At 65.0% G+C, this 12,442-nt stretch carries 10 protein-coding genes; 2 read left to right on the top strand and 8 right to left on the bottom strand.

Going from position 1 to position 12,442, the window contains the following annotated elements:
• The first annotated feature begins 174 nt into the window (after positions 1–174).
• Positions 175–1,245, top strand: a complete 1,071-nt coding sequence (locus P2869_RS00895) for an MBL fold metallo-hydrolase (RefSeq protein ID WP_199542808.1) — start codon at positions 175–177, stop codon at positions 1,243–1,245.
• A 139-nt stretch (positions 1,246–1,384) separates the two neighbouring features.
• Here P2869_RS00895 and P2869_RS00900 read toward each other — a convergent pair whose 3' ends face one another.
• From P2869_RS00900 to argS, 6 genes are all read right to left on the bottom strand, one after another.
• Entirely contained in the window at positions 1,385–2,977 is a 1,593-nt protein-coding gene (locus P2869_RS00900; RefSeq protein ID WP_277597215.1) for an ABC transporter substrate-binding protein, read from the bottom strand.
• A 312-nt stretch (positions 2,978–3,289) separates the two neighbouring features.
• The gene (locus P2869_RS00905; RefSeq protein ID WP_277597216.1) at positions 3,290–4,114 is read right to left on the bottom strand and encodes a helical backbone metal receptor; all 825 of its coding nucleotides are present in this window, start codon (positions 4,112–4,114) and stop codon (positions 3,290–3,292) included.
• Between the two features lie 55 nt (positions 4,115–4,169).
• Positions 4,170–4,949 carry an SDR family oxidoreductase gene (locus tag P2869_RS00910; RefSeq protein WP_017772543.1) on the bottom strand — a complete coding sequence of 260 codons (780 nt, stop codon included), beginning with the start codon at positions 4,947–4,949 and terminating at the stop codon, positions 4,170–4,172.
• 16 nt (positions 4,950–4,965) lie between these two features.
• Complete coding sequence (locus tag P2869_RS00915) at positions 4,966–5,604, bottom strand: thiol:disulfide interchange protein DsbA/DsbL (protein ID WP_017772544.1); 639 nt, start codon at positions 5,602–5,604, stop codon at positions 4,966–4,968.
• 140 nt (positions 5,605–5,744) lie between these two features.
• Entirely contained in the window at positions 5,745–6,539 is a 795-nt protein-coding gene (locus P2869_RS00920; protein WP_026120987.1) for an SPOR domain-containing protein, read from the bottom strand.
• Positions 6,540–6,628: 89 nt separating this feature from the next.
• Entirely contained in the window at positions 6,629–8,413 is a 1,785-nt protein-coding gene (gene argS / locus P2869_RS00925; protein ID WP_277597217.1) for an arginine--tRNA ligase, read from the bottom strand.
• A gap of 464 nt (positions 8,414–8,877) precedes the next feature.
• Here argS and P2869_RS00930 point away from each other — a divergent pair, with 464 nt between their 5' ends.
• The gene (locus P2869_RS00930; RefSeq protein ID WP_017772547.1) at positions 8,878–9,204 is read left to right on the top strand and encodes a DUF1840 domain-containing protein; all 327 of its coding nucleotides are present in this window, start codon (positions 8,878–8,880) and stop codon (positions 9,202–9,204) included.
• Between the two features lie 108 nt (positions 9,205–9,312).
• Here P2869_RS00930 and P2869_RS00935 read toward each other — a convergent pair whose 3' ends face one another.
• Both P2869_RS00935 and metH read right to left on the bottom strand, forming a co-directional pair.
• Complete coding sequence (locus tag P2869_RS00935) at positions 9,313–9,528, bottom strand: hypothetical protein (protein WP_017772548.1); 216 nt, start codon at positions 9,526–9,528, stop codon at positions 9,313–9,315.
• A gap of 178 nt (positions 9,529–9,706) precedes the next feature.
• Positions 9,707–12,424, bottom strand: a complete 2,718-nt coding sequence (gene metH, locus P2869_RS00940; RefSeq protein WP_277597218.1) for a methionine synthase — start codon at positions 12,422–12,424, stop codon at positions 9,707–9,709.
• Positions 12,425–12,442: the final 18 nt, after the last annotated feature.

The raw sequence follows: 12,442 nt of genomic DNA on the forward strand, positions 1-12,442 counted from the left end.
GGGTCCAAATGAACGATAGAATCGACGTTTACGTTATCGTCAACTTGAGACTTGCGCAACCTGGCGCGAGGTTGCCGAACGAGCCGGCAACCAGGCCGGTAAGCAAGCCGGCGACCAGGCCGGCAACCAGGCCGATCGACGCAGCCAGGCAGGAAAAAGGAGAAGAGACCCGCGATGAATGCACTCGAACACCAGCTCAACTATCCCTTTGCGGACACGCTGCCCGAGCCCGGCAGTGTGTTCGAAGTCGCGCCGGGCGTGTTCTGGCTGCGCATGCCGCTGCCGTTCGCGCTCGATCACATCAATCTTTGGCTGTTGCGCGATGAAATCGACGGACAGCGTGGCTGGACGGTGATCGACTGCGGCATCGCGTCGGACACGATCAAGGCGCACTGGGAAAGCGTGTTCGATAGCGTGCTGGAGGGTTTGCCGGTGTTGCGCGTGCTCGTCACGCACTGCCACCCGGACCATCTCGGGCTCGCACACTGGCTGTGCAACGGCGGCGAGCGCGAGCGCTGGAACGTGCGGCTGTGGATCACCTTGGGCGAATACATGCTGGGCCGCGTGATGGGCGCAGGGGACGGCTCGAATGCGGGCGGCGAGGGCGCCGCGCGGCACTTCGCGCGCCATGGCCTCGCCGACGAGGCATCGCTGGAAAAACTGCGCAGCCGTCGCAGCTACTACTCGAGCCTCGTGCCGGCTATTCCGAGCCAATATCGGCGGCTGCGCGAGGCCGACGAAGTGCGCATTGGCGGACGTAGCTGGCGCGTGGTGACGGGCTTCGGCCATTCGCCCGAGCATTGCGCGCTGCATTGTGAAGAGGCGGGCGTGCTGATTTCCGGCGACATGGTGCTGCCGCGCATTTCCACCAACGTTTCGGTGTTCGACATCGAGCCCGAAGGCAACCCGCTCGCGCTGTATCTCGAGTCGCTGGGCCGTTACGAGCCCATGCCGGCGGACACGCTCGTGCTGCCCTCGCACGGCAAGCCGTTCCGCGGACTGCACACGCGTATTGGCCAATTGCGGGCGCACCACGACGCGCGGCTTGCCGAAGTGCGCGAGGCCTGTGAAAAGGCGCCGTGCAGCGCGGCCGACATCGTGCCGCTGATGTTCAAGCGCGAGCTGGACATTCACCAGATGACCTTCGCGATGGGCGAAGCGCTCGCGCACTTGCATCTGCTGTGGCTGGCGGGCGAACTCAAGCGCGAGCAGGGCGACGACGGGGTGATCCGCTTCGCGGCTTGAAGTCAGCCTGGATTCCGCTTGGGTCCAGCTTGGGTCCAGCTTGTATCGGGCTTGAGGCTGACGCTGGCCCGGGCCGGGCGGCTCCATCCCGACCCAGCCCTGGCAGCTCCGTCCCGACGCTGCCAGGGCCGTGTGAGCGTTACTGCACCACCACGTTCCCGAAGTTCTGCCGCCCGAACGGGCTGACCTGATAGCCGCTGACGTTCGCCCGCGTAATCGCCGCAGCCGTGGGATAGCCGAGCGGAATCCACAACGCCTCGTCGTGGATGATCTTTTGCGCGGCCTCGTAGGCCTTGGTCCGCTTGCCGAGGTCCGCTGTCGTCTTGCCTTCGGCGATCAGCTTGTCGAGCTGCGGGTCGCAGTAACGCGCGAAGTTGATGCCCGACTTCACGGCATTGCAGCTGAAGAGCGGCGACAGATAGTTGTCGGGGTCGCCGTTGTCGCCGGCCCAGCCCATGAAGAGGGTGTCGTGCTGCCCCTGCTTCGCTTCCTTGATCAACTCGCCCCATTCGATCACCTTCACGTCCGCTTTCACGCCGATCTTCGCGAAGTCGGCCTGCAACAGTTCCGCGCCGGCTTTCGGATTCGGGTTCAGCACGCTACCGGTTGGCCGGACCCAGATCGTGGTCGAGAAACCGTTCGGCAGACCGGCCTCCGCGAGCAGCTGTTTGGCCTTGGCGATGTCGTGCGGATACGGCTGGATGCCCTTGTCGTAGCTCCACGTGTTGGGCGGCCACGGGTTCGCGGCGGGTATCGCGGTGTTGTCGAAGACGACTTTGAGATAAGTGGCGCGATCGAAGGCGAGGTTCAGCGCCTGGCGAACCTTCTGGTTGTCGAGCGGCTTCTTCTCGGTGTTCAGCGCGACGAAGGCGGTCATGAAGGCGGGCGTCTGCACGACCTTCAGTGACTTTTCGTTCTTCGCGTCGGCAACGTCCTGAGGCTTCGGGGAGAGTGCGATCTGGCATTCGCCGGCCTTGACCTTCTGCGCGCGCACCGCGGCGTCAGGCGTGATGGCGTAAATCAGGCGGTCGATCTTCGGCTTCGGCCCCCAGTACGTGGGGTTCACCTCATAGCGGATCAGCGCGTCTTTCGTGTAGCTCTTCAGCACGAACGGCCCGGTGCCGATCGGCTTCGCGTTGAGGTCCGTCTGCTTGCCGGCCTTGAGCAGCTGGTCGGCATACTCGGCCGAATAGATCGACGCGAAGCCCATTGTCAGGATGGGCAGGAACGTGGCGTTCGGTTCGTTGAGTTCGAACTTCACCGTGCTGTCGTCCACCTTGGATACCGACTTGATCAGCTTCGTGAGGCCCATCGACTGTGCGTGCGGAAAGCCGCTCGGGCCCGTCACCTTGTGCCACGGGTTGCTGTCGTCGAGCATGCGGGTGAACGTGAAGACGACGTCGTCGGCATTGAGCGGACGGTTGGGCTTGAAGTAGTCCGTGGTCTGGAACTGCACGTTCGGGCGCAGATGGAACGTGTAGGTGAGACCGTCGTCGCTGACTTCCCACTTGTCGGCGAGCGCCGGCACGACCTTCTTCGCGGCCTCGTCGTATGAGACGAGCGGGTTGAAGATCACGTCGGCCGAGGCGTTCGTCGTAACGAGCGAGTTGAACTGGACGACGTCGAAACCGTCCGGGCTCGACTCCGTGCACACCGTGAGCGGTTTGGCCAGTGCCAGCGCTGGCAGAGCCACGAGCAGGGGCAGCAAGGCGGCGGGCAGTCTGAGGCGCATAGGTTCTCCCATAACAGTCGTGGTCAGGCAGTTCGTCTGGTTCATGGTGCAAGCGAAGCATCGCACGTTCGGGCCGGCCATGCCTGCGCGGGCAGCCTGCGATGCAGCGCCTGGCTGGCGCAGCAGCCTGTCTGCGGATTCAAGCGATTCCAGCCCGGCAAGCTTATCGAAGGGATATTGCGGCGACAACCCGTCCAATCGGCATATGGTTATGCGCGGCGGTCGGGCGCAAGCTACGAACTGCGCGAGGGTTTGCGGCAAGCAAAGCCCAGCGGCGCGCGGGTCCACTGAACGTGAGGAAGCGAGCTTGTGTCAGGCCGAGGCGAAGTTCATCAGATACTCGATGCCCGCGATTGCCCGCGAGCCGTACCACGAGACGAATTCGCCATCGATCAACCCAACACGCTTGCCGGCGAGCCTTGGGTCGCGGCGCAAGGCATCTGCGTGGGCCAGGGTGAAGCGGTAGGGCTCGCTCGACAGCAGCACGCGGTCTACGTCTGCGAGCCAGGGCGCGTCGAAATCGAAGGTCGGATAGCGTGCGGCACCAGCGGCGCCGCCATACCTCACGGGCTGTGTCTGCCAGTTCACGAGCCCGAGCATGGCGGCGATGTAGGTGTCGCGCGCCACGGTCATCCACGGCTCGCGCCAGATGGCGTAGAGCACGTGCTGTTCCGGCCATGCGTGTGCCGCCACTGCATCGAGCCGCGCCTGCAGCGCCACGCAGAGCGTTTCGGCTTCTCGCTCGCGATCGAAGATGGCGCCAAGCAACCGGTACAGCGTGAGATTGTCGTGCGGCGCGAGCGGATGCGTGACGACGACGTGCGGCACGAAGCGGCGCAGTTCATCCACGGTGTGCGTTTCGTTTTCGTCGATGTTGACGATGACGTGCGTGGGCCGCAACGCGCGAACGGCGTCGATCTTGACGGCTTTCGTGCCGCCGACCTTCGGCACGCGGTGCACGCGCTCGCGCGGGTGAATGCAGAAGCCCGTGCGTCCGACGATCTGTGCGTCGAGCGAAAGCGCAAACAGCAGTTCGGTGATGCTGGGAACGAGGCAGACGATGCGGGCACCGGGGCCGGCGCGGCTGTGTTCGGCACCGGCTGCGTCAACCGTCGCACCGTTGACGCCGGCCTGCATGCTAGCCGCGAGCGCTGACACAGGAGGGCCGGCCGTTGCTGGCGAGCCCATGCGCCTATTCGCCCGCGTCGCCCGCGCGTGGTTTGCGCGGCGCCTTTTCGAAGACGCGATCGTAGATCGCGCGCGGCAGCCCGTGCAGCAGCGCGGCCGCCACGCGCATCTGCCACGGGAACACGGCGAAGCGCGTCTTGCGGGCGACGGCGTCCGCGACCTTCGCCGCGAAACGGTCCACGTCCATGAGGAACGGCATGCGATAGGGGTTGCGCGCCGTCATCGGCGTGCGGATGTAGCCGGGCGCAATGGTGACGACGGCCACGCCATGCGGGCGCATCTCCACGCGCAGCGCTTCGAGGTATTTGAGCGCTGCCGCCTTGGACGCGCTGTAGGCCCCCGAGCCAGGCAAGCCGCGTACGCCGGCCACGCTGGCAATGCCGACGAGCGTGCCGTGCCTCGCGGCCACCATGGCGGCCGCGAATGGCTCGAAGGTGGCGACCATGCCGTAGTAGTTGACGTCCATGACGTCGCGGAACGTCTTGAGGTCGCCGTGGCCGGTGATCGCGCCGCGGCTCACGCCTGCGTTGGCGATGACCACGTCGGGACAGCCGTAGTCGGCCATGAACCGCTGCGCGGCGCTGGCGAGCGCAGCCTCGTCGCGCACGTCGACGGCGTAAATGGCGATGGGGTGGGACGGGTGCGCCTGGCGGAAGCTGGCGAGTGCGTCGCCGCGGCGGGCGACGAGGCCGAGAGTCGCGCCGCGCCGCGCATATTCGGCGGCAAGCGCGAGGCCAATACCGCTCGAAGCGCCGGTGATGAAAACCTTGAGAGGTGAGCTCATGCCGGCGCTTCGGCGCTTACATCTTCTTGGCGCGAATCTGGCCGATCAGGTAGTCCAGCACCTGGAGCGTGCCGGGCAGGCTGTTCGTCATCGCGGGGCCGGTCTCGTACTTGCCTTGCACGGCAAGCGTCGGCACGCCGTCGATGTTGTAGTCCGCGATCATCTTCTTGTCGCGTTGCAGAGCGCTTTGCGTGGAGAACGAGTTGTAGGCGTCCATGAACTTCTTCGGATCCACGCCGTTCTTCGCGAGGAACTTCGCCTGGTCTTCGGGCTTGAGCAGGTAGTCGCGGTTCACGTGGATCTCGTTGAAGACCTTCGGCGTGAGCTGCGGCTCGACGCCCAGCGCGTCCAACGCGTGATAGAGCTTCGAGTGCGGCAGGAAGTCGTCGCGGAACGCCACCGGCACACGCTTGAACACCACGTCCGGGCCCTGCTTCTTGACCCACGCTTCCAGATACGGCTCGAACTCGTTGCAGTGCGGGCAGCCGTACCAGAAGAATTCGGTGACCTCGATCTTGCCGGCCGGTACGTCCACCGGCTGCGGCGTCTTCAGGACGCTGTAGTCCGTGCCGGCCACCGGCGCGGCGGGACTTGCCTGCGCGCCGACGGCGACGATCGAAAGAGAAAGAAACAGTGCGCTAAAGAGTTTTTTCATTTCCTTGTGACCCACGTTGGCATGTGTTGGCACGCGTTAGTGCTCAGGGGGCGCTCAGGGTGCGTTCGCTGCGCGCCGCCCGTGCAGTACTCAGACCGGTGCCGACCGCGCCGGGTTCAGCGGTCGGCGCATCGAAAGCGTTACTGTTTCGTGAAACGGATGACGGCCGTGTCGATTCCCGCGTCGGACAACCGCTGGCGCGTGGTGTTCATGTCGTCGAACTTCGAAAACGGCCCGATGCGCACCCGGTAATACGTGATGCCGCCCGCGTCGCGCTGCGTGACCTTCGATTCGAAACCCTGGAACGCGAGGCGCGCGCGCTGCTGCTCGGCGTCGGCGGCAGTCTTGTAGGCGCCCACCTGGAGGAAATAGCCGGTGTTCGCGTCCCCTGCGGCGGGCGCGGCGCCCTGCTGGGCGGGCGAGGCCGGAGCGGGCTTCGGCGTTACCGCGGGAGCCTTGGGCGGCGGATTGTTCGCCAGCTGTGCGGTGTTGCCGGCCGGTTTCTGTGCGGGCTGGGCGGCGTTGTTGTCGGTGGCGGGCTTCGGCGGCACGGCGACGCCGTTGTTGGCGGCAGCCGGCGCGCTGGACGGCGGCACTTCGACGATCTGCGGTTCCTCCAGCATGCCGGACTGCGACTGGCTCGTGCTCTGGCCCGGCGCCGTGTTGGGCGGCGCGGGTTGTGCGGCCTGCGGCACCGGCTGGCCGGGGGTCTTGCCCTGCAGCGAGCGGTTCGGATCGTACTGCTGTGCGCCGCTTGCGCCCGTATCGGAAGCCGCCGGCGGCGCCACCTTCGCGACGAACGGCGAGGGCGCGCGCGTGATGTAGAGCGCCACCACCACCGCGATCGCGAGGCCGACAATCAGGCCCAGCACGATACCGAGAAACGTTCCCCCGGTCTGTTTCGACTGACTTGTAGTGCGGCGTGGTTTGGCCATCGTTTGAATCACCTGCGAACAAAAGAATCCTGGGAGGGCCGCCGTTCGTCGCGGCGGCCACGTGTTGCCACTTGTGTGACGTCGGGAACTTACATGCGCTCGGGTGCCGATACGCCGATCATGGCGAGGCCGTTGGCAAGCACCTGGCGTGTGGCCGCGAGCAGGGCGATGCGCGCATCGCGCTCCTTCGCGTCGTCGACGAGAACGCGTTCGGCATTGTAGAACGAGTGAAACTCCGCGGCGAGTTCGCGCAGGTAGAAGGCCACCGCGTGCGGCGCGAGTTCGTCGGCGGCGTGCGTGAGCATGTCGGGATACTCGGCGAGTTTGGCCACGAGCGCGAGCGCGCGTTCGCTCGCGAGCGGCGTGAGGTCGATATTCGGCAGCGCCGACTCGTCGCCGTTATGGCGCGACTTCCACTCGTTCAATACCGACGAGATCCGCGCGTGCGCGTACTGCACGTAATAGACCGGGTTCTCGTCGTTCTGCTTCAGCGCGAGGTCGATGTCGAACACGAATTCCGTGTCGGCCTTGCGCGAGATCAGGAAGAAGCGCACGGCGTCGCGGCCGCGGCGGATGGTGGCCTCGTCGAGCAGATCGGGCGCCGTTTCCGAGCCCGGTGTCGCGCCGCCCGACCATTCGATCAGATCGCGCACGGTCACGTAGCTGCCCGCGCGCTTCGAAATCTTCACTTCCTGACCGTCGCGCATGACGGTGACCATCTTGTGCAGCACGTAGTCGGGGTAGCCCTTCGGAATGCCGACGCCGAGCCCCTGCAGGCCCGCGCGCACGCGCGCGATGGTGCCGTGATGGTCCGAGCCCTGAATGTTGATGACCTTCGTGAAGCCGCGCTCCCACTTGGTCACGTGATAGGCGACGTCGGGCACGAAGTAGGTGTAGGTGCCGTCGGACTTGCGCATCACGCGGTCCTTGTCGTCGCCGTAGTCGGTGGTGCGCAGCCACAGCGCGCCGTCCTGCTCGTAGGTCTCGCCGGTCTTGATCAGCGCCTCGACGGTCTTTTCCACGCGACCTTCGGTGTAGAGCGACGACTCCAGGTAGTACTGGTCGAACTTCACGCCGAACGCCTGGAGGTCCATGTCCTGCTCGTGGCGCAGATAGGCCACGGCGAAGCGGCGGATCGCGTCGAGGTCTTCGACGTCGCCTGTGCCCTTAACCGGCTCGCCGTCCTTGGCCGAGACGGTTTCGCCCGCCATGAAGTCGCGCGCGATCTCTGCGATGTACTCACCGTTGTAGGCCGCTTCGGGCCAGCCCGCGTCGCCGGGCTTCAAGCCGCGGGCACGCGCCTGCGTGGAGACGGCGAGATTCTGGATCTGCACGCCGGCATCGTTGTAGTAGAACTCGCGATGCACGGCGTAGCCCTGCGAGGCCAGCACGTTCGAAATGGCGTCGCCGAGCGCGGCCTGGCGACCGTGTCCCACGTGCAGCGGACCCGTGGGGTTCGCCGACACGAACTCGACCAGCACGCGCTTGCCGGCTTCGCGCTGCGCGCGGCCGTAGGCGTCGCGTTCGGTGAACACCGCGCCGATCACGGCGCGCTTCGCATCCGCGGTGAGACGCAGGTTGATGAAGCCAGGGCCTGCCACTTCGGCGTGTTCGACAAGACCCTTCGCGGCGGCGCTTGCCACGATGGCATCGACGATCTGCTGGGCAAGTTGTCGCGGATTCGCGCGCAGCGGCTTGGCCAGTTGCATGGCGACATTGCAGGCCACGTCGCCGTGGGCAGCCACCTTCGGGCGTTCAAGGGCGATGGCGGGTGCGACGAACGCGGCGTCTGCCGCGCCTTGGATGGCGTCGGCCACTTTCTTGACCGCGTCGGCGAACAGCGTTTCGAGAGTCTGTTTTTGTGCGGGCAGCATGCTTGTTGCAGGTCCTATGCGGGTAATCGGCTGCGGCCGGCGTTGCGTGGCCGGGCCGTCACGAATGGGTGGAAAGCGGGCGCTGCGGCGCTCGCGCGGGACGCGGACAACTGCGCGCCGTTGTCTGAGCGGCTGGCTGTCGAGGCAACTGCCTGAGCGATCGCCCAAGCGGTTGCATGAGCCCTGCGAGCGAAGGCGCTTCAGGCCGACTCGCCGTGCAGCATGCAGACCTGCGTGCCGACGAGGGTGAGCCGTATGCCGCCTATGCTCCGGGCGTCCGGCAACGCTTGCGTGCTGCACGGCGGCCGTTCGGTTTTCCGTTCAGAGGGATTTTAGCAGGTGCTAATATGTCCAATACGACGCCCGCGACGAGCCGCAGAGGGGCATCTCGCCGTTGCATGATACCGGCCGATGCCGCTTGCGCGGGCCGCACGAGGTTCAACAAAATGAGAAGGGGAGCAGTCATGCTGATTACTTTCAAATGCCATGCGTCGCCGGATGTCACGATGCTGGAAAATCTGGCGCAGTACCTGCTCGGCATTATCGGCAAACGGCTCGACAAGCAAGGCGTGATCACGCACGATCAGCTCGAACCGGCCATCACGAAGCTTGAAGCGGCAATCGCCACGGACAAGCGCGAGCGTGCCGAGCACGACGGACATTTCCACGAGGGCGAAGACGGTCACGAGCCGCACGAGATTCCCATTGGGCTTGCACAGCGTGCGTATCCGTTCCTCGACATGCTGCGAGCCGCGCACAAGGAGCAATCCGATATCGTGTGGGGCATCTGACGCAGCCCACGTGAAAAGAGCCCGCTCCATCGAGCGGGCTCTTTTGCAATGTGACGCTATGACGCTAGCGTTACGTTGTGCGGCTTCAGGCTTGCGCGGGCTCAACCGTTACTGGCTGGCGGCAGGCGCAGCCGGCTCCGCGGTTGCGGCAGCCGAAGCGCCATGCTTCATCTTTTTCTTCTTCGGCTTCTTCACGTGTTTCTGGCGCGGCGGCGAATAGCTGCTCACCGCGCTCGCTTCGCCCGGCGTCGCCTGCTGGGCGAAGGCCGGCAGGCTCCCGCCTGCAAGCGCAAGCGCAGTCAACATCAGCGTCAGCTTCTTCATACGATTTTTCTCCGTTGACGGTTGCATGGATGGCCGACGCGTTGGCGGTCCGTTGTGTCCTGAGCGCGCGGCGAAGATGTACTGCGCAACCAGTCTACAAAGCCGAAATTTTTGCGACCGCAAATATTCAGGCTTTCGTGAGCGATATGCGGAGCCCGCGCGCTTCACGTCAACAGACCTACAGCAGCGGCGCCAGCGCGCGGCTTGCGTCTTGCTTCGAAAGCGACATGCGCCGGGCGTAGTCCTCGAGCTGGTCTTCGCCGATCTTGCCCACTGAGAAATACGTGCTGTCCGGATGCGCGATGTAGAAGCCCGACACGCTGGCCGCAGGCAGCATCGCGAGCGACTCGGTCACGCTCATGCCCACTTCTTCCGCCTGAAGGAATGCGAACATGTCGCGCTTCACGAGGTGGTCCGGGCATGCCGGGTAGCCGGGCGCCGGGCGGATGCCGCGGTACTTTTCGGCGACCAGGTCGTCATTCGCAAGCGACTCGTCCGCGGCGTAGCCCCACAAGTCGCGCCGCACGCGGGCGTGCATCGCTTCGGCGAAGGCTTCGGCGAAGCGGTCCGCGAGCGCCTTCAGCATGATGGCGCTGTAGTCGTCGTGATCGGCGACGAACTGCGCTTCCTTCTTGTCGACACCGATGCCGGCTGTCACGGCAAAGAGTCCGATGTAGTCGGCCACGCCGGAGTCTTTGGGCGCGATGAAGTCCGCGAGCGACCGGTTCGGGCGCTGCACGCCGTCTACCACGGGCCGCACGCTCTGCTGGCGCAGGTTGCGCCACGTGAGGGCAACTTCGGAGCGCGACTCGTCGGTGTAGATCTCGATGTCGTCGTCGTTCACGGTGTTCGCCGGCAGCAGTGCGATTACGCCGTTCGCCGTGAGCCAGCGGCCCTGGATCAGCCGCGCGAGCATCGACTTCGCGTCCGAGAACACCTTGCGTGCCGACTCGCCCACGATCTCGTCATTCAGGATGTCCGGATAGCGGCCCGCGAGATCCCAGGTCTGGAAGAACGGCCCCCAGTCGATGTACTCGGCCAGTTCGTTGAGGTCGTAGTTGCGGAACACGCGCCGGCCGAGGAACTTCGGCTTCACCGGCTGGTAATGCGCCCAGTCGATCTTCGTCTTGTTCGCGCGCGCCTCGGCGAGCGTGACGAGCGGCTGCGCCTTCTTGTTCGCGTGCTGGGTGCGGATGCGTTCGTAGTCAGCCTTCAGATCGTCGAGGTACTTCGCGGCGCCTTCGTCCGAAAGCAGGTTCGACGCGACCGACACCGAGCGCGACGCGTCCGGCACGTACACCACGGGCCCTTCGTAGTTGGGCGCGATCTTCACGGCGGTATGCACGCGCGAAGTCGTGGCACCGCCGATCAGCAACGGAATCTTCTTCACGCGGAAATAGTCGTCGCGCTGCATTTCCGAAGCGACGTAGGCCATTTCCTCGAGGCTCGGCGTGATGAGCCCCGAGAGTCCGACGATGTCCGCACCTTCCACCTTCGCCTTCGCGAGGATCTCGTTGCAGGGCACCATCACGCCCATGTTGACCACTTCGAAGTTGTTGCACTGGAGCACGACGGAGACGATGTTCTTGCCGATGTCGTGCACGTCGCCCTTCACCGTGGCGATCACGATCTTGCCTTTCGCGCGCACATCGCCGCCCGCTTCGGCAAGCTTCTTCTTTTCTTCCTCGATGAACGGGATCAGGTGCGCCACCGCCTGCTTCATCACGCGCGCCGACTTCACCACCTGCGGCAGGAACATCTTGCCCTGCCCGAAGAGGTCGCCCACGATGTTCATGCCGTCCATGAGCGGGCCTTCGATCACGTTGATCGGCCGCCCGCCCGCCTCGGCGATCTTCACGCGCGCTTCCTCGGTGTCTTCCACGATGAAATTCGTGATGCCGAGCACGAGCGCGTGCGCGAGGCGCTTCTCGACCGGCTGGTTGCGCCACTCGAGGTTCTCTTCCTTCTTCGCGGCGCCGGCCTTGAAGCGGTCGGCGATTTCGAGCAGACGGTCGGTCGCATCGGGCCGGCGGTTCAGCACGACGTCTTCCACGCGCTCGCGCAACTCGGTGTCGAGGTCTTCGTACACACCGAGCTGGCCCGCGTTGACGATGCCCATGTCCATGCCGGCCTTGATGGCGTAGTAGAGGAACACGGTGTGAATGGCTTCGCGCACGGGGTCGTTGCCGCGGAACGAGAACGACACGTTCGACACGCCGCCGCTCACCTTCGCGTACGGCAGGTTCTGCTTGATCCAGCGCGTGGCTTCGATGAAATCCACGGCGTAGTTGTTGTGCTCTTCAATGCCCGTGGCGATGGCGAAGATGTTCGGGTCGAAGATGATGTCTTCGGGCGGAAAGCCCACTTCGTTCACGAGCACTTCGTACGAGCGGCGGCAGATCTGCGTCTTGCGCTCGAACGTGTCGGCCTGGCCTTTTTCGTCGAAGGCCATCACCACGGCCGCTGCGCCGTAGCGGCGAATCAGCTTCGCGTGATGGCGGAACGCCTCCTCGCCTTCCTTCAGCGAGATCGAATTCACGATGGCCTTGCCCTGCACGCATTGCAAACCCGCTTCGATCACGTCCCACTTCGACGAGTCGATCATGATCGGCACCCGCGCGATGTCGGGCTCCGACGCGATGAGGTTCAGAAAGCGCACCATGGCCGCTTTCGAATCGAGCATCGCTTCGTCCATGTTGATGTCGATGACCTGCGCGCCGTTTTCGACCTGCTGGCGCGCCACCGCGAGCGCTTCATCGAACTGGCCGTTCAGGATCATGCGGGCGAAGGCTTTGGAGCCCGTCACGTTGGTGCGCTCGCCCACGTTGATGAAGAGCGTGCCGGACGTGACGTTGAACGGCTCGAGGCCGGAGAGGCGCAGGGTGTGATCGGTCATGGCGTGAAGGTGTCTCGT

Origin of the sequence: Paraburkholderia sp. SUR17 (genome assembly GCF_029536165.1) — a bacterium.
Classification (GTDB): Bacteria; Pseudomonadota; Gammaproteobacteria; order Burkholderiales; family Burkholderiaceae; genus Paraburkholderia; species Paraburkholderia kururiensis.